Raw genomic sequence first — 17,759 nt, 5'->3', positions numbered from 1 at the left:
GGCGAGCCTCGCTACCCCTCATCGACGAGCATCATGCGGCCCGAAGTGCAAGGAGAAGTCACACCATGACCACCACCCCCGCGGTGCCTACTGGGCAGACCGCCGTACCCAGTGATTTCGTCAGCGGCCTGGAGGGCGTGGTGGCTTTCACCACCGATATCGCCGAACCCGATAAGGACGGTGGTGCGCTGCGCTACCGGGGCGTCGATATCGAGGATCTGGTCGAGGGCAGGGTGACCTTCGGTGACGTGTGGGCCCTGCTGGTGGATGGTGAGTTCGGCCGCGGTCTGCCGCCCGCCGAGCCCTTCCCACTGCCCGTGCACACCGGTGACGTCCGGGTCGACGTGCAGGCCGGCCTGGCGATGCTCGCGCCGATCTGGGGTTACCAGCCGCTGCTCGACATCGACGACGAGACCGCGCGGGACAACCTGGCCCGTGCCTCGGTGATGGCGCTGTCCTATGTCGCGCAGTCCGCGCGCGGCATCTACCAGCCCGCGGTGCCGCAGCAGAAGATCGACGAGTGCGCCACGGTCACCGAGCGCTTCATGACCCGATGGAAGGGCGACCCGGACCCGAAGCACACCGAGGCGATCGACGCCTACTGGGTCTCGGCGGCCGAGCACGGCATGAACGCCTCCACCTTCACCGCCCGGGTGATCGCCTCCACCGGCGCCGATGTCGCCGCCTCGCTGTCCGGCGCGATCGGCGCGATGTCGGGTCCGCTGCACGGCGGGGCGCCCGCGCGCGTGCTGCCGATGATCGAAGGCGTGGAGAAGTCCGGGGACGCAAGGGCTCTGGTCAAGGGCATCCTGGATCGCAAGGAAAAGCTGATGGGCTTCGGGCACCGGGTCTACCGGGCCGAGGACCCGCGCGCCCGCGTGCTGCGCGCCACCGCGAAGCGGCTCGGCGCCCCGCGCTACGAGGTGGCCGCCGCGCTGGAGCAGGCCGCGCTGGCCGAGCTGCGTGAGCGTCGCCCGGACCGCGCCATCGAGACGAACGTGGAGTTCTGGGCCGCGGTGATCCTGGACTTCGCCGAGGTGCCCGCGCACATGATGCCCGCCATGTTCACCTGTGGCCGCACCGCGGGCTGGTGTGCGCACATTCTCGAGCAGAAGCAGCTCGGCAAGCTGGTGCGTCCCGCTGCCATCTACACCGGCCCCGGGCCGCGCCGCCCCGAGGAAGTCTCCGGCTGGGGCTCGGTCCGACACGCGTGATCCCGCGCTCCCGGCCTCGGCCCGCGCGACCGGGATGATCTCGACACGAGCCGGATGCCCTACCTCGGTGGGGCGTTCGGCTCGATTAGCATCCCCGTGACGTCGAGGAGAGAGCTGCGGATGCCGGAAGAAGGGATGTCGCGACGGCGCATGCTCGGTCTGGGCATCGCGATGACCGCGGGTGTCGTCGGCACCGGATGCTTCACCACCGAGCGCGATACCACCGCGGCCCCGAGTTCGCCCGAGCCCGCCGCCCCCACGGCGACGGCCACCGGCGCTCGTCCTGTCGTCGACAAAGCCGTTCCACCGCCCGCCAACTCGCCGAGCATCATCGCCGCCCGCTACGCGGGCACTCCGCCGCAGCAGTGGGGCACCCAGATGCCGGGCATCACCAGCACTTTCACCCCGACCGGCAAGCAGATGGCGTTGACTTTCGACGCCTGCGGCGGACCGGGGAACAACGACATCGATCAGGCGCTGCTCGATTTCCTGGTCGCCCAGCAGATTCCGGCCACGCTGTTTCTGAACAAGCGCTGGATCGACGCCAACCAGGGACGGGCCGCGCAGCTGGCCGCGAACCCGCTGTTCGAGTTGGCGAACCACGGCGTCGCGCACAAACCGCTCTCGGTGAACGGTCGCGCGGCCTACGGCATCGCGGGCACCGGCTCGGCGCTGGAGGCGGCCGAGGAGGTCTCGGCCAACCATGAGCGGCTGTCCGGCCTGCTCGGGCGTCCGCCCCGGTTCTTCCGCGCGGGCACCGCGCACTACGACGACGTCGCGGTGCGGATCGTGCGCGACCTCGGCGAAACCCCCATCGGTTTCAGCATCAACGTCGACTACGGCGCCACCGCCGCCGCCGACCGGGTCGCGAACGCGATGAATGCCGCGGCGCCCGGGGCGATTTCGCTCGCGCACATGCACCGGCCGCGCTCGGGCACCGCCGCGGGCATGATCGCGGCGTTGCCACGGGTCCGCGCGATGGGTTTCACCTTCGTCCACTTGCCTTGACGGCCTAGTCCTCGCCCAGCGAGGCGGCCCAGTCGACGGCGACGGACTCGCCGTGATCGACGGTGAAGAAGGCGACCTCGAGATGCTGGCCCAGATCCACCAGACCGATCGCGGTCAGCGGCACCGGCTGCACGAGGCGCACCAGCCACGGCGTCGGCTCGTCCCAGGCGCGCAGCTCGAGATCGAGCCGCAGCACCGGGTCGTCGCGGCCGGAGTAGTCGGCCGCGACCGGGGTCGCCGCCAGCACCGTCGCGTCGGCGCGGCGTCCGTCGGCGAGGATCTTGGCGATGCCCGCCCGGCCCGTCTCCGCGAAATCCGGTACGTACAGCACCAATCGGTCCGGATCGCCCGGATCTATCCGGCAGCACAACACATCTCCCGGCTGCATCCATTCGAGATCGTCCGCCGAAACCCGCTGGCGCACTCTGGTCTCGTACGGCGCCATGCCGTCCACCAGTACCCGGACCCAGAACACGTGCCCCTGCTCACCCCGCGCCGCTGCGTGCGAATCCGGCTCTGCCGCCTTCGAACTGGGCCGCACCCCCAAAACCGTTGCCGAGCCGAGCGTCCCGCGCAGCAGCAACTCCCGCCGCGCCGCGTCCGAGATCGCGCCGATCCGCAATCCGAAGGTGCGTGACCGGCGACCGCGCAGTCGCCACCCCGAGCTCACCGACGCCATGTTCATGGGCGCAAAGGTTAGCTGGAGTGTGCCCGGCGCCACAGCAATACCACCGCAACTCGCGCCCGCCGCGGACAAATCCGGCAATGCCACCAACCCGGCGCGGCCCGCCGCCGTCGGTGGCTTCGAGCACAGCTGCCCACCCGCACTGCCGGTGCTGGTCCGACACGCTTTACCCTGTTCGGCATGACCACTGCGTTCCCGACGATTCCCGACGACCTCAAGCCCGCCGACGGACGGTTCGGTTGCGGCCCCTCCAAGGTGCGACCGGAGCAGTTGCAGTCTCTGGTGAGCGTCGGCGCCTCGGTGTTCGGAACGAGCCATCGGCAGAAGCCGGTGAAAGATGTGGTCGCGCGGGTCCGTTCGGGACTGCGCGAACTGTTCGCCCTGCCCGACGGCTACGAGGTGGTGCTCGGCAACGGCGGCACAACGGCCTTCTGGGATGCCGCCGCGTTCGGTCTGATCCGGGAGCGCTCGCTGCACCTCACCAACGGTGAGTTCAGCTCGAAGTTCGCCTCGGTCGCCAAGGGCAACCCGTTCATCGGCGATCCCATCGTGGTCTCGTCCGAGCCGGGCAGCGCCCCCGAGCCGGTGTCGGACCCGTCGGCGGACCTGATCGGCTGGGCGCACAACGAGACCTCGACCGGTGTCGCCATCCCGGTGCAGCGCCCGGCGGGCTCGGAGCACGCGCTGATCGCGATCGACGCGACCTCGGGCGCGGGTGGCCTGCCGGTGAACATCGCCGACGCCGACGTCTACTACTTCGCGCCGCAGAAGTGCTTCGCCGCCGACGGTGGCCTGTGGGTCGCGCTGATGAGCCCGGCGGCGCTGGCCCGGGTCGAGGAGATCAAGGCCTCGGGTCGCTGGACCCCGGAGTTCCTCTCGCTGCCCGTCGCCATCGACAACAGCACCAAGGACCAGACCTACAACACCCCGGCGCTGGCCACGCTGCTGCTGTTCGCCGACCAGATCGAGTGGATCAACGGCAACGGCGGCCTGGACTGGGCGGTCAAGCGGACGCTGGATTCCTCGTCGCGGCTGTACAGCTGGGCCGAGTCGAGCGAGTTCGCCACGCCGTACGTCACCGACCCGGCGCACCGTTCGCAGGTCGTCGGCACCATCGACTTCACCGACGCGGTGGACGCGGCCGCGGTGGCGAAGGTGCTGCGTGCCAACGGAATCGTCGACACCGAGCCCTACCGCAAGCTGGGCCGCAACCAGCTGCGCGTCGGCATGTTCCCGGCGATCGACCCGGAAGACATCAGCCAGCTCACCCGTAGCATCGACTGGGTCGTGCAGAATCTGGGCTGACACAGCGATTTCGGCGCACTCCACGCACGTGACGCGCCACACATGACACGCCGTTGAGCGCGAAGCTTCAACTCGAACAGAGCAGATTAGCGGGGTGCGGAGGTCTCCGCGGAGATTTCCGCCCCGCGTGTCTCGCCCCACGGATCCCAGAAGTGCACTACTGTTTCGGAAAGTGGGCGGTGTCGCGAGTCGACGCGGTAAGGAGGTAACGGTGCGTGAACTTCGAGTGATCGGGGTGACGCCCGACTCCACGCACATCGTGTGTATCGACACCGAGTCCGGCGCGAAATACCGGCTGCCCGCCGACGACAAGCTACGAGCCGCCGCGCGCGGAGACCTTGCCCGATTCGGCCAGATAGAGATCGAAATGGAAGCAACTATGCGTCCTCGCGATATCCAGGCCCGTATCCGCGCCGGCGCCTCCGTGGAGCAGGTCACCGCCGAGTCCGGCATGCCGGCCAGCCGCGTCGAACGGTTCGCCTACCCGGTGCTGCTCGAACGCGCCCGCGCCGCCGAACTCGCCCAGAAGGCACACCCCGTGCGTCCCGACGGCCCCGCCGTGGAAACCCTCATCGACGTCGTCACCGCGGCGTTCACCGAGCGTGGCCACAACATCGAGGGCGCGGAGTGGGATGCCTGGAAGGACGAGAAGGGCTTCTGGGTCGCCCAATTGCAGTGGCAGAACGGACGTTCCGAGATCGCCGCGCACTGGCGCTACCAGCCCGACGCGCACGGCGGCTCGGTCTCCCCGCTCGACGACCCGGCCTCAGACCTGATCGATCCCGACTTCGGCCGCGCGCTACGCGGTCTCGCGACGATCCTGCCCGCCGAGCCCGAGGCCCCGGAACCGCAGCCCGAGCCGGTCGCCGACCCGCGGCCGACCCCGGCGGCGCCGCCGAGCCGTCCGGCCGCACGGCAGCAGGCCCAGCCGACGCTGGACGAATACTTCGAGCAGCGTGCCGTCGCGGCCGGTGGCAGCAGCACCCCCGCGATCACCGCGGGCGCGACCAGCACCCCCACCGCCGCGAGCACCACGACGCCCACCGCCGGTACAGCGCCGAGCACCCCTGCGCCGAGCACCGCCGCGCCGGCCGCCGACAGCACCGCGGACACCGCCCCTGCCGCGCCCGCCGCATCGAAGACACCGGCCGCTGCCAAGCCCCCTGCCGAAGACGCGCCGGCCAAGCCCGCCAAGGCGCCGGCCAAGACCGCCCGCACCAAGCGCGGCAAGGCGCCCATGCCGTCCTGGGAGGACGTGCTGCTCGGCGTGCGCAGCTCGGGTCACTGACCGACCGCCGCTCCCGGTCGCGTCGGTGGCCAGGCTCCCATTCCGACGATCTGTCGAGTCCGCTTCGCGCGGTGTGAAAACCGGCCCCCGGGTCTGCCGACCTCGGTTTGCTGAGGCGCACGCCGGTTTGCTGGGCCCGGCGTAGCAACATATTTCGCGGCACGCTGGCGTGTTCCGAGACCGAAGGGCGCTCCCCGACCGGGCACGCCAGGTAGATTTTCAATGTGTGATCGACGGCGTGCCAGGCATCGAACGAGACACCGACACGGTGAATTGTTCGACACCGCAGTGCGTTGCTCGAAGTTCGCGGAGCTGATTCGTGCAACCATCGGGAGGTGCCGGAAATGCTATCGAAAGCTTCGTCGCTCTGGTACGTCGACGCATCGGATCCGTTGACGGTACTGCGAGCCAATCATGACCCGGATCCCGATGCCGCACTGGCGCTTGCCAAACAGTTGCACAGCGATCGTGACGTGTTGCCGATCATGGTCGGCACGCTGGCAGGCTGCGCGGGCCCAGACCTCGACGAGGTGTACATCGGGTGCTACCCCGGGGTGACCGTGGTGTGCTCGGCGCAGGCGGCACGCATCCACCCGACCGAACTCCCCGAACTGCTGGTGCGCCCGCTTGCCTCGGAACACACCTACCTGGTCTCCTTCGACACCGCGCACGGGTGGGGCGCGTTCGCGCATTGGGAGCGTGGCGAATTCCGCAGGGCGTTCAGCTCGAGCCGGGTCAATATTCTCGAGGACGAGGGGCTGCCGCTGGTCTGGGAACGCCCGTACTGGGCGGGCGAGCACCCGGTGCGCTGGCAAGCCGGTGAGTTGCCCGACCCGCAGACCCTGCCCTTCGACCCACCCGATTTCGCCGACGCCGCGAACAACGAATGGCTCGGCTTCCACTACCGCGCACCGGCGGCCGAAGGCGCGCTGGTGCCCGGTGACGTGGCGGTGTGCGGGTTCACGCTGTACCCGAAGGGACAGGCGCCCGACCCGGCCACCCTGGTGCCGCCGGCGGAGGAGCCCGAAACCGTGCGCCCCAAGCGCGGGCTGTTCGGCTGGCTACGCGGCTCCGACCGCGTGTCCTGATCAGCTCGCCAGGCCGGCCAGCAGCAGCGCGAGCCAGCCGAGCGCTACCCCCGCCACCCCGCCGAGCACCACCCACCTGGTCACCGGGGCGTCGCGCCAGCGCCATGCGGTCGGCGCGGCGCCGCCCGCCGCGACCAGGTTCACCGCGACCGCGAGCAGCGGGTGCACCTCGGCCAGCGCCCGCCCGAACGCGTACACCGCGGTCGCGCTCAGCAGCGCGACCATGACGGTGACGGTCAGCCCGGCACCCCACGGCGCCGGGCTCTGGGTGGGCGGATAGGTCACGTCCGCACCCGTTCGTAGAAGGCCATCGCCGCGGCCGTGGCGACATTGAGCGAATCGGTGCCGGGCGACATCGGAATGCGGGCACGCACGTCGGTGGCGCGCATCGCCTCCTCGGTCAGTCCTGGGCCCTCGGCGCCGAGCAGCAGTGCCACGCGCTCCCCTGTCATCGCGGTGGCCAGCGTCATCGCGTTCGCGTCGGGGGTGAGCGCGATGATCTGGAAACCTTTGTGCCGCAGTATATCCAGACCAGCAGGCCAATCGGGTACGGCGGCGAAGGGCACCCGGAGCACATGCCCCATGGACACCCGCACCGCGCGCCGGTACAGCGGGTCGGCACACCGATCGCCGAACAGGATCGCCTCCGCCCCGAGCCCGGCGGCGTTGCGGAACATGGAACCGAGATTCTCGTGATCGTTGACGCCCTCGAGCACCGCGACGGTGCGCGCGTGCGCGGTGACCTCGTCCAGGCTCAGCGGCGCCGGTCGGGGGGCGACCGCGAGCACGCCGCGGTTGAGATGGAACCCGACCACCTCGGCCATCACCTCCGCCGAGGTCCGGTAGTACGGTACGGCGACGTCGCCCAGATCGTCGGCGAGTTCCGCGCGCCGCTTCTCCACCCCGAACAACGCCGTCGGGGTGAACCGCGAGGCCAGCATCCGCTGGACCACCACTACCCCTTCGGCGATCACCAATCCGCGCCGACCGGGCAGGTCGGGTCGGCGATCGGCGGAGTTGAGGTCACGGAAGTCGTCCACCCGCGGATCGGCGGGGTCGTCGATATCGATCACATCGGCCACGGCTACATCCTGCCCGCCCGCGCTCCCCCGCGGCGCGTCCGGTGTCCGATCCCCGCTAGTTCGAGCGCGGCAGGCGAGATTCGGCGCATGTGTCCGCCGCCGCTGCCGTGCGCTCGAAAATCGCATGCGTGGCCCGCTCGGCGCGTGGGAGGGTGCAATGATGACGTTGACTGACGGCATCACGATCCGTTCCGCCACCGAGGACGACCTGAGCGCGATCGACACGCTGGTGGCGACCTCGTTCGGCGCCTACGGGCCCGCGGACCTCCACGAATACAGCAAGCAACTGTTCCCGCCGCAGGACGCGATCGTCGCGGTGGACGACGGCCAGGTGGTCGGACATGTGAAGTCCCGGCGGATGACGGTGACCGTGCCGGGCGAGCGCACCGTCGACGGCTGCGGGATCGCCGCCGTCGGCGTGGCGCCGACGCATCGGCGGCGCGGCATCCTGCGTGCGATGTACACCGAACAGCATCGGCGCACCGAGGCGGCCGGGCTCGCGCTCACGCTGTTCACCGCCAGCGAGGGCGGCATCTACGGCCGGTTCGGCTACGGGCCGACGGTGCGAGACAACGCGATCAGCATCGACCGGCGCTTCGCCGAATTTCGGCCCACCACACCCGATCCGGGCGGCGTGCGGCTCGCCGCGGCCGCCGCGGTCACCGAGCACGTCAAAACCGTGTACGACCGCTGGCGCAGGCTCACCCCCGGCGCGCAGGTGCGCCCGGAGGCGTCCTGGGCCATGCGGTTCGCCGATCCGGAGCTCGTCCGCAACGGTGGCTCAGAGCTTTTCGCGTTCACCCATCCGGACGGTTACGCGCTGTATCGCAATCACTTCACCGCATCCGAGCGCACCGTGGACGTGCTGGAGTTGCGGGCGGTCACCGCCGAGGCGCATGCCGCGCTGTGGCGCGCGCTGCTCGGTCTCGATCTGGCACAGCAGGTGAAAGCCGTACTGGGCGACCATGATCCGCTGCCCTACCTACTGACCGATCCGCGCCTGGTGCGCACGACGGGACGCGCGGACGGACTGTGGTTGCGGCTCATGGACGTGCCCGCGGCACTGTCCGCGCGCACCTATCAGCGGGACCTGGATCTCGTTCTGGCGGTGCATGATCCGTTCCGCGACGCGGGCGGCAGCTTCGCCCTGCGCGTGCGCGACGGTATCGCGGAGTGCGGGCCGACCACCCGCACCCCGGACGTCGAACTCGGCATCGACGTGCTCGCCGGCATGTATCTCGGCGCCTACCCGGCCCGGGACTTCGCCGCAGCCAATCGGCTACAGACCAAAGACCCCGCCGTCCTGGCGGCCGTGCAGGAGGCCTTCGGCACCGACCGCGACGCGGTGCTCGGCTGGTTCTTCTAGGCTCGAGTTCGCCTGGGCGGCGGCCATGCCCGACCGCCGCCCGAGGCGAGCACGTGTGCTCCGGGCCGAGTACTGGCATGCTGGTGGGCGTGAAGCCGATTCAGCTCGTCCTCAACATCCTCTGGTTGGTGTTCGTCGGTTTCTGGATGGCGATGGGCTACATCGTGGCCGGCATCATCTGCTGCATCCTGATCATCACGATCCCCTGGGGCATCGCGTCGTTCCGGATCGCCGCCTATGCCCTGTGGCCGTTCGGCCGCACCACGGTGGAGAAGCCCGGCGCGGGCGCCGGATCGCTGATCGGCAACATCATCTGGTTCATCGTCGCGGGCTGGTGGCTCGCACTCGGCCACCTGTTGACCAGCATCCCGCTGTTCGTCTCGATCATCGGAATCCCGTTCGGCTGGGCCAACCTCAAGCTCATCCCGCTGTCGCTGTTCCCGCTCGGGCGCGACATCGTCGACAGCGATCAACCGTTCGGCGCGCGCTGAGCTATTCGGACTCGTCGACGATCTGCTTCATGATGCCGACCGCACGGGTAAGCACCACGATCTGATCGTCGGTCAGGCCCGAAAGCTGCTCGGTCATCCAGACTTCCCTGGCGTTGGTCTCGTCGGCGATCAACGCCCGGCCGGCCTCGGACAGCGAGACGATAATCTGGCGGCCGTCGGTGGGGTGCGGCTTGCGCTCGACCAGACCGAGATCGGTGAGCGAGGCGATGACCCGCGTCATCGACGGCGGCTGGACGCGCTCCTTCGCGGCAAGCGCACCCGGGGTCATCGCACCGTCCCGTGAAAGGGTCGCGAGGGCGGACAGCTGGGTCAGCGAAATCTGGGCGTCGGCACGTCGACCACGCAGATGACGCGTCAGCCGGACCACCGCCAGCGAGAGTTCACCGGCGAGGGTCCGAACATCGGATGGCGTTGTCACAGAGGTGAACGATACGGGACCGGTGGCCGAGGGACCGGCGTTCTCGCCGGTACGCGCACAGCCGCAGCCTCATCGGCGGTGCGCGACCCGCTCAGGCGGCCGCCGTATGCTGGCAGACGTGACTCAGAACGTGCCGCAGATCCCGCCGCGGCTGACCGACCCGCGGCCCGTGCTCGCGGTGGGTTGCGCGCTCTGGCTGATCGCCACGATCGTGGTGTGGGCCGGTGGCGATCGGTGGGCCTCGGTGCTGCCGGTCTGCCTGATGGGGCTGGTGGTCGGCGGGCTCGCGCTCGGCATCTTCCTGATCCAGCGGCGCGGCGCCCGCCGTGGCGACAAGGGCGCGCAGACGGGCCTCTGACCCGTCAGCCCACCTCGAACTCATTGCTGGTACCCATGAACGGGCGCAGCGCGCCATCGGGGCTCAGGCTGTCGGCGTAGTGCCGCAACCGGTAGCGTCCCGGCGTGACGTCGGTCGGGATGTCCCAGGTGAACCGCGCGACCGACGCCGCGGCACCGCGCTTGCTCCAGTGGAATTTCACCGCCCACTCGCCCTCGTTGGCCACCCGTGTCCATTCGCCTGCCGCATTGCGTCGCTGCACCTCGAGGAAGGTGCCGTTGCGGCGCGGGTTGTGTTTCGGGTGGGCCGAGACGAATTCGGCGACGACCTGCGTGCCCGCGGCGTAAGCCGCTGCGGGCTGGGTCAATACGTCGCCGAAGGCCCGGCCCGGCGGGGTGGCGTCCGGTCCGGGAGCGGGTTGGAAGTTCGGTTGCAGATTGGACACGTCGCGCGGGGCAGGCCCGCGCGGCACCTGCTGCCTAGCCGCGAACGCCGTTGCCAGCCTGGTGAATTCCTGTTGGTAGGCACACAGGGTGTAGCGACCGAACAGCGTCGAGGCGCCCTCGTACTGCTGCGCGTCGTATTCCTCGGGGGTGGTGACGTATTCGTGGTAGGCGTTCGCGTAGCCCTGCATGAGCACCTGTTCCAGCGGCACGCCGAGCGCATCGGCCACCGCACGGCGTATCCGCAGTCCGGCGGTGATGGTGAATTCCCCACCGGCGGCGGCCAAGTAGAGCTCACCGATGCGAACGAGCTGGATCGGCAACACGTTCGGCACCCACGCCACCGGCGGCAGCAGTCCGAGCGGAGCGGCGATCGCCTTGGGCGCCTGTGCGTCCGCGAGCCAGGCGGGCGCCGGGGCGTTCGGGTCGCCGAGCGCCTGCAGGAACGGATTGCGCACGCCCTCCGGGATGGGACCGCCGGGGAGCCCTGGACCGTCCTCGACACTGCCCGCGATCAGCGAGACGCCCGCCGCGGCGGGCGCGGTATGCCTGGGCTGCCCGTCCGGGGTGAAGCGGCCGTCGACCGCGATATCGGCCAGGTCGATGTAGCAGAGCAGCGCGTCGACCGGGCCGCTGGTCGACGCGGCCTGGGCCAGTGCGTCTTTCGAGGCGCGGTACTGCCGCTCGCCGATGATGCGGGTGTTGTCGAACTCGTCCTCGGTCGGGCCGGAGCCGGGGCGCAGGTTCAGGTTCGGCGACATGTCGCCCGCGTTGGTCTGCGCGAAGGCGGCGACGAAACCCGGGTCACCGTCGAGGTAGCGGACCCCGTGCTCGATGTGCTCGTAGGAGAAGGCCGCGTAACCCTTGTTGTCCGCGCTGATCAGCCGGTTCTGGTTGGTCATCGAGGTGTTGTGAGTGGCGAACCAGGTGATCGTGCCGACCTGTCGACCGCCCTTGACCAGCGACAACGCCGTGACCGCCGGATCGATCGCCGCCGGGAAATGTTGTTTGTCGGCAATCGGATTGAGTTCCCAGGCCACCCTCGACCGATTGACGCTGGCATCGTGCAACTCCCCGCGTCCCAGCGCCAGCGAGCCGGGGCCTAGATCCGCGTGCGCGGCCGCGATCGCCTCGACGATGCCGTCCACTTCGGCGTCGTACACCTGCTGCTGAAAACCCATGATGGACAGGTTGTACGCGTAATCGTTGCTGGACCCGCCACAGGTCGAGTGCGAATGCGTCGAGGTGAGCACCACGTTCTGTTCGGTGTATTGATCGCCGAAGCGGCGGGCGAGTTCGGCGAGGACGCCACGGTGCACGGACTGGAAAATCATGCCGTTCTCGGCCACGACGAACACGATTCGCCGTCCGTCCGCCCCGATGATGAATGCGCGGGCCCGCGGCCGCAGGTGGATGCCCGCGGTCTGCTGCTCGAACTGGGAATAGCCCATCATTCCGCATTCTGCGGCCGGGCCGGTGATGTCGGAGAGACCGACACCGATCTCGTAACCGCCCGAGCCGGGCGCGGCGGCGGCGCGCGCGCCCGAGTTCCCGGACAGCACAGGCGCGGCCGCGGCGGCGGCCAGCGTCGCCGAACCGACTACGGTTCGGGCAAGAACGGTTCTGCGCGACAGCGGCATACACGTCTCCTTCGATCTGATGGCAGCGAACCACACAACTGGTCACTCGTCCAGTCCAGATTTTTCGACCAGCGAATTGACTGCACGCGCCTCGGGCGCTTAACTCCCTGAGGTGTCCTCCCGATTGAGCGTCGAAGAAAGACGGGCCCACCTTATCGAGGCCGCGATCGGTCTTGCCGAGAAAAAGGGCGTTGCGGGCGTGACCACCCGCGATGTCGCCCAGGCGGCGGGCGTCTCGCTTGGTGTGGTCCATTACTGTTTCGAAAACAAGGACGCGCTGATGACCGAGCTGGTCAAGGCGTTGTCGATGGAATTACGCGATTCCGTCGACGCCAATGAAACGGTGTGGCAAGACGTCGGAAGTGGAAAAGAAGCGCTTCAAAAATTGATCCGCGCGGGCCTCGAACTCATGTGGCTCAACATTGAAGCAACACCGGAACGTCAGCTACTCACTTACGAAACAACAACTTACGCACTGCGCGAAGGCGAGCAAACTCCCGCCAAACTCGCCATCGCCCGTGAGCAGTACAACTTCAACGACTCCACCGTCGCCGACATCCTCGAGCACGCCCGCGACGCGACCGCCAACACCTGGTCGGTACCGCTGACGTCACTGAGCCGGTTCACCCTCAACGTGATCGACGGGGTCGTGCTGCGCTGGCTGGTGGACAACGACAGCGAGGCCGTCCGCGCCCAACTGGATCTGCTGAGCCAGATGATCGCGGAGTACGCGTCCTGAAATCTGCTGCGGTGCAGTAGTTCTCACCCCATCTGCGGCCCGCATCCGGTGTGTCACCGGGTGCGGGAACAGGTGCCGATGGCGAGAACTACGGCCGCGGCGCGGTGACGTGCACGGTGGTGCCATCGCGCCACCACGGGACCGTCGTCGTGCGCTCGATCGCGCCGTGCAGCCGCACGGTCAGTTCGTCGTGCAGCACCAGCTCGCCGTCCTGTGGCGGCAGCGAAAAGACTTGGCGCAAGACGACTCCCAGCGGCTCCGCGGACCACGTGCTCGGCCTGCCGGTGCTCACCACCTCGGCGGTGACCGACTCCGAGACCAGCGGCAGCTCGAGCAGCGTGGCCAGCGCGGGCGCGGTCTCGGCGGCACCGACCACGAGCCGCTCCGGTGGCAGCGCGAGACCGAACCACGGTTGATCGAGCACCAACGCGTCGGCCGGATCGATGACCGCACCGGACAGTGCGCGCACCCGCTCGGGCAGGTCGAGCTCGGCGAGCTCGATCCGCTCGGCGGCCACCGCCGCGGCCAGGCGCGCATGAGTCCGCGAAACGACCTCGGGGGTGGGTGTATTCGCCGGATCGGCGAGGGCGTCGAGCAGTGCCGCGGCCAATTCGAGGGTGATCACCGCGGGGTCGGCCAGCAGCGCGCGGATCGCGGCCGCGTCTTGCGCGAGGCCGGGCACGGCGAAAGTCGGCAGCAGGCCGTCGAACTCGGTGTCCTCGGGGTGCCGGAGCAGGCCGAGCGGGGTGCCCGCGATCCTGGCGTGCGTCCGCAGCCACCACGCGGTGTACCCATCGTGGTCGGTGAGCAGGCGCCGGGTGCGCGGCGCGGACGCCAACTGCCACAACGCTTCCGGCCACGCGTCATCGTCGATCAGGTCCAGGTCACGGACCGCGGCCAGCTCGCGCGGCTCCTCCGCCAGGGTCGCCCACCAACTGTCCTCGTCGTCCAGATCGTGGTCGGGTCCGGTGGGATCGGACTCGACGACCAGGCTGAAGTCCCAGCCGACGCGCACCGCCCGCAAGGCTTGCGCGCCATAGTGTTCCACCATGGCCGCGTCGATCGTGTGGAACGGCGAATCCGCCACCAGCAGCTCGTGCAGCGGCGCGTCGGGCAGCAACAGTTCGTCCGCGGGACGCGACACGCCCTGCGCGTCGGGCAATTCGAGCAGACCGAGCCAGGCCGGCAGGGCCGCGGCGTCGGCGTCGGCGTACGCGGCCAGGCGCAGCACGGCGTCGACGGTGTCCGGGTCGTCGGGATGATCTTCCAGCTCGGCACGCAGATCCGGCTCACGCAACAGATCCTCGACGGTGGCCGAGCGCGCGCCGAGCCGCGACAGCAGCGGATGGGTGGCCGCCGGATGCACCAGCCTGGCCCAGTGCACCGGGATCGCCGCCTCGAGCTGGTCGTCGAGCACCGTCGTGCGCGGCCCGGTGACCAGGCGACCGTCGGCAAGGGGCACCGCGAGCGCCCCGAGCTCCTCGGCGGCGAGCGGATCGGCCACGAACGGCTCGAGCGCGTCGTACAGCGAGTACCACCACCGAGGTGCCCGCTGCAGCCCGCCGGACAACTCCGCGAGGCGGGCCAGGCCGAGCCGATGCACATCGAGCACACCCAACGCCTCGGAATGCGCGCGTCCCGACAACTCGGGAATCACCAAGGGCCCGACCACATCATCGAGCAGGTCCGCCAATTCCGCCGTGAGCCCGGTGAACACGCTCGCCCGCGTCGGCACCGCGACAGCGGCGGTGGCGCTCGGCACTGCCGGGCGCGACGTGGTTCCGTCATCTCCGGCGAGGCCATCTCGCGCGAGTAGCTCGAGCAGGTCCGTGTTCGCCGTCGGCTCGGTCTCCGCCGCGTCGAGAGTCGTTGTGGGACTCGGAGGTTGTGCGCCCAGCGGGCCGAATTCCCCGGGATCCGCGGTGTCCGCGCGCGTGGGGACAACCGGAAGCCAGGCGGTGGTCTGGAGTTCACGGACAACCGCCTCGCGGAGCAGTCCGTCGGCCTCGCTGCGGGCGAACGCGGGACTGGGGACGAGCACCAGTCGGTCGCGCGGCGGCAGGGCGCGGGCGAAATCGGCATAACCGGTGGCCAATTCCGCGAGCCGGGCACCGGGCAGCAGCCTGCGGCGATCCGGTTGCATGGCGATATCCGCGATCAGCAGCGCGGGCAACGACAGTTCCTCATCGGAGCGGGTCGGTGCGCGCAGCACATCGGGGGCTGCGGGGACGGGCCTGCCGTTGCGGATCGGCAGCAGCCAGCGGGCGCGGGCGGTGCGGTAAGACCACCAGACCCGGTGCTCGTCGCCCGGACCGGTTACCCGCACCTCGTGCCGACCATCGCCGAGATCGGTCGTGCGGCTGGTGAACTCCGCGTCAGCGACGGTGATGCTGTGCAGCGCGGGGAGTTCCAGCAGCAGATCGACGGCTTCCGCGTGCATCGCCGCGAGCAAGGCGGCGGCGTCCACCTCGGGGCGCAGTGCGAGCACCACCTCGGTATCGAAGCCGTCCGCGGGCTGCGCCGCGCCCGGCCAGGCGAGCCGCAGCACCGGCGGCGCCAGGCCGTCTGCATCGGATTCGCCTGCGGCCCTGGACAATTGATCCGCGGTACCGGCTAGCTCGTCCGAGCGCAACGCGGTCCGGGTTCGTTCGCGGGAGAAGACGAGCGAGCCGGTGGTGGAGCGCAGCTCGATCTCGTCGCTCACCGCGAGCACCGCCGTGAAGCCGACACCGAACCGGCCGACATCGGCCGCGCCGGACTTCCCCGACGCGCGCAGCGCGGTGAGCGCGTGCACGCCCGAGATATCCAGCGGCGCACCGGTATTGGCAATATGCAGGGCCGACCCGAGCAGCCGAACGCGTAGCCGTCCCGGCACACCGGCCTTGGCTGCGGCGTCCGCGGCGTTCTGCGCCAGCTCGGTCAGCAGCCGGTCGCGATACCCGGCACGGACCAGATCCGCCTCGCTCGACGCGTCTTCACGCAACCGGGTCGGCGAATCACGCCATGCGGCAAGCACACCCGCCCGCAACGCGGCAGTGCCGAACGGGTCGGCCGCCCCGCTCAGCCCTGTCGCGATGACTCGTCCGCCCCACCCGCGGCCGCCGCGTCCGCACCCGGCGCGTCGAAACCGCCCTCGGCAGAATGACTCTCGCCCTCCGGCCCGACAGCCCGATCAGCACCCGCGTCAGCGGCGGCAGATTCGACGCCGGCCACATCCGGCTCAGGACCCGCAGCTGTACTGTCGACCGCCTCGGAAGCGTCATCGGCCACGCCGCGCTCCGCAGCCGCAGCAACCGACTCTGCACCGGAGGCATCCGATCCGGCACTCGCCGCAGCGGATTCGGCACCCGCCGTCCCGGGCGCAGCCTCGGCGGCCGGGGACGGTGCCTCGTCAGCCTCCGCGGCGGGTGCCGCAGTGGGCGTGGCGTGTCCGTCGGCGACCGGCGTCTCGGCGGCGTCCCGCGTGGCGGGAACGGATTCCGCTACGCCGGCCGAACCGGTCTCCGCACCGGCGGATTCGGCGTAGGCACCGGCCGACTCCGCGGCGGCGGCTTCGCCCTCGGCTGAAATGGCGGACCGATCAGCGGGTTCGGCGTCCGCGACCGGTGGGACCGTGGCGACCTCGACGGTCACGGCAGCGGTCGCGTCGGTCGGTGCGCCCGCGGCGGTACCGTCAGCGGTCGTCGAATCGCCCGATTCCGCGGCCGCGACACCGGACTTCGCCGATTCGGTAACCCCGGTAGCGGCGGTCGTCGCGTCAGCGGATTCGGCAGCCACCGCACCGGCTTGCGCGGTCGCCGTGATGGCGGACGCATCATCAGCCGCCGCCCCTGCACCGGCGTCGGCCGGTTCGGTCCCGGCCTCGGCGCCCCTGAGTGAATCGTTCGGGATCAACTCGACGGCGGCGTCGTCGTAGGCCTCGTAGAGCGGCGATCCGCCGCCGGTGGGGGCGACGGTGTCGGAGTGCGCGCCGCAGCCGTAGGCGGCGTGCACGACCCGGCCGTCGGCGCCCATCGCGTTGCCGCAGACGCCGAAGGCGGCACGCAGGGAACCGGCGAGCGGGAGGTAGAAGCCGCACAGCCCACAGGTGGAGGGTGCGGCCTTGGCCATCTCGGTATCGGGGCCGTACTCGGCGTGCCAGCGCTCGGCCGCGTCGGCGCGCCCTTCGAGACTCATCACCTGGGTGCGGCCGAGGCCGATCTCGAGCGCGACCTCGTCGACCACCGGGTCACCGTTGGCGACGTAGCCGGGCACCAGGCGCGGATCGTTCGGCTGCGGGGCCAGCAGATCGCCGGGGGCGAGGTCGCCGGGGCGGATGCGCTGATCCCACGGCACGAAGTCGGGGGCGACCAACGCGTCGGGGCCGGGCAGCAGCGCCGACTCGCTCACCGTCGCGTACTCGGCCTGCGGCGGGGCCGCCACCACGACCGCCCACTGCCAGCCGCGATAGCCGGGCAGGGTGGCTTCGAAGCGGTGGGTCGCCGCGCTCTCGTCCTCGGCAGCGACGCCGAGGTGCGCCCCGACGCCCGCTGGTTCCAACTCCAGGAGCGCACGGCGGGCCAGATCGACAGCGTCGGCCAGAATCGGCCGGACACCGGACTCAGAAACAGAAACTGCGCTCACCGCCTACATTT

At 70.1% G+C, this 17,759-nt stretch carries 16 protein-coding genes; 9 read left to right on the top strand and 7 right to left on the bottom strand.

Annotation, left to right across the window (positions count from 1 at the left end; genetic code table 11):
- Positions 1 to 65 precede the first annotated feature (65 nt).
- Together F5X71_RS03925 and F5X71_RS03920 are read left to right on the top strand one after the other, a co-directional pair.
- Entirely contained in the window at positions 66 to 1,214 is a 1,149-nt protein-coding gene (locus tag F5X71_RS03925; RefSeq protein WP_167460712.1) for a citrate synthase 2, read from the top strand.
- Between the two features lie 120 nt (positions 1,215 to 1,334).
- Positions 1,335 to 2,222 (top strand): polysaccharide deacetylase family protein, encoded by an 888-nt coding sequence (locus F5X71_RS03920; protein WP_238815705.1) that lies wholly within the window; start codon positions 1,335 to 1,337, stop codon positions 2,220 to 2,222.
- A gap of 4 nt (positions 2,223 to 2,226) precedes the next feature.
- On the opposite strand, the gene F5X71_RS03915 is transcribed toward F5X71_RS03920, so the two are convergent.
- The gene (locus F5X71_RS03915; RefSeq protein ID WP_167460711.1) at positions 2,227 to 2,907 is read right to left on the bottom strand and encodes a hypothetical protein; all 681 of its coding nucleotides are present in this window, start codon (positions 2,905 to 2,907) and stop codon (positions 2,227 to 2,229) included.
- A gap of 180 nt (positions 2,908 to 3,087) precedes the next feature.
- On the opposite strand from F5X71_RS03915, the gene serC reads away from it, so the two are divergent.
- The 3 genes from serC (at position 3,088) to F5X71_RS03900 (ending at position 6,588) form a co-directional block, all read left to right on the top strand.
- A complete protein-coding gene (gene serC, locus F5X71_RS03910) occupies positions 3,088 to 4,212 on the top strand; it encodes a phosphoserine transaminase (protein WP_167460710.1) in 1,125 nt (374 codons plus the stop codon).
- 211 nt (positions 4,213 to 4,423) lie between these two features.
- Positions 4,424 to 5,500: a septation protein SepH gene (gene sepH, locus F5X71_RS03905; protein ID WP_167460709.1), complete on the top strand. Its 1,077-nt coding sequence runs from the start codon at positions 4,424 to 4,426 to the stop codon at positions 5,498 to 5,500.
- 344 nt (positions 5,501 to 5,844) lie between these two features.
- On the top strand, positions 5,845 to 6,588 hold the full coding sequence (locus tag F5X71_RS03900; protein WP_167460708.1) for a DUF6928 family protein: 744 nt from the start codon (positions 5,845 to 5,847) through the stop codon (positions 6,586 to 6,588).
- On the opposite strand, the gene F5X71_RS03895 is transcribed toward F5X71_RS03900, so the two are convergent.
- Positions 6,589 to 6,873, bottom strand: a complete 285-nt coding sequence (locus F5X71_RS03895) for a DUF2537 domain-containing protein (protein ID WP_167460707.1) — start codon at positions 6,871 to 6,873, stop codon at positions 6,589 to 6,591.
- Positions 6,870 to 7,670 (bottom strand): TrmH family RNA methyltransferase, encoded by an 801-nt coding sequence (locus F5X71_RS03890; protein ID WP_167460706.1) that lies wholly within the window; start codon positions 7,668 to 7,670, stop codon positions 6,870 to 6,872. The genes F5X71_RS03895 and F5X71_RS03890 overlap by 4 nt, the downstream gene beginning before the upstream one ends.
- Positions 7,671 to 7,830: 160 nt before the next feature.
- On the opposite strand from F5X71_RS03890, the gene F5X71_RS03885 reads away from it, so the two are divergent.
- Complete coding sequence (locus F5X71_RS03885; RefSeq protein ID WP_167460705.1) at positions 7,831 to 9,036, top strand: GNAT family N-acetyltransferase; 1,206 nt, start codon at positions 7,831 to 7,833, stop codon at positions 9,034 to 9,036.
- Between the two features lie 77 nt (positions 9,037 to 9,113).
- Complete coding sequence (locus F5X71_RS03880) at positions 9,114 to 9,527, top strand: YccF domain-containing protein (RefSeq protein WP_203218262.1); 414 nt, start codon at positions 9,114 to 9,116, stop codon at positions 9,525 to 9,527.
- 1 nt (position 9,528) lies between these two features.
- On the opposite strand, the gene F5X71_RS03875 is transcribed toward F5X71_RS03880, so the two are convergent.
- Positions 9,529 to 9,966, bottom strand: coding sequence for a MarR family winged helix-turn-helix transcriptional regulator (locus tag F5X71_RS03875; RefSeq protein WP_167460703.1), 438 nt, complete (start codon positions 9,964 to 9,966; stop codon positions 9,529 to 9,531).
- Between the two features lie 106 nt (positions 9,967 to 10,072).
- On the opposite strand from F5X71_RS03875, the gene F5X71_RS03870 reads away from it, so the two are divergent.
- Positions 10,073 to 10,324, top strand: a complete 252-nt coding sequence (locus F5X71_RS03870; protein ID WP_167460702.1) for a DUF2530 domain-containing protein — start codon at positions 10,073 to 10,075, stop codon at positions 10,322 to 10,324.
- A gap of 4 nt (positions 10,325 to 10,328) precedes the next feature.
- On the opposite strand, the gene F5X71_RS03865 is transcribed toward F5X71_RS03870, so the two are convergent.
- Positions 10,329 to 12,386: a neutral/alkaline ceramidase gene (locus F5X71_RS03865; RefSeq protein WP_167460701.1), complete on the bottom strand. Its 2,058-nt coding sequence runs from the start codon at positions 12,384 to 12,386 to the stop codon at positions 10,329 to 10,331.
- 124 nt (positions 12,387 to 12,510) lie between these two features.
- Between F5X71_RS03865 and F5X71_RS03860 the strand changes: the two genes are divergently transcribed.
- Complete coding sequence (locus tag F5X71_RS03860; RefSeq protein WP_238815704.1) at positions 12,511 to 13,125, top strand: TetR/AcrR family transcriptional regulator; 615 nt, start codon at positions 12,511 to 12,513, stop codon at positions 13,123 to 13,125.
- An 88-nt stretch (positions 13,126 to 13,213) separates the two neighbouring features.
- On the opposite strand, the gene F5X71_RS03855 is transcribed toward F5X71_RS03860, so the two are convergent.
- A complete protein-coding gene (locus F5X71_RS03855) occupies positions 13,214 to 16,153 on the bottom strand; it encodes a sacsin N-terminal ATP-binding-like domain-containing protein (RefSeq protein ID WP_238815703.1) in 2,940 nt (979 codons plus the stop codon).
- A 32-nt stretch (positions 16,154 to 16,185) separates the two neighbouring features.
- On the bottom strand, positions 16,186 to 17,748 hold the full coding sequence (locus F5X71_RS37665; protein WP_167460700.1) for a DUF3027 domain-containing protein: 1,563 nt from the start codon (positions 17,746 to 17,748) through the stop codon (positions 16,186 to 16,188).
- Between the last annotated feature and the right edge of the window lie 11 nt (positions 17,749 to 17,759).

This window comes from Nocardia brasiliensis (assembly GCF_011801125.1).
In the GTDB taxonomy this organism is placed as follows: domain Bacteria; phylum Actinomycetota; class Actinomycetes; order Mycobacteriales; family Mycobacteriaceae; genus Nocardia; species Nocardia brasiliensis_C.
This window is presented reverse-complemented; position numbering and strand designations above follow the sequence as displayed.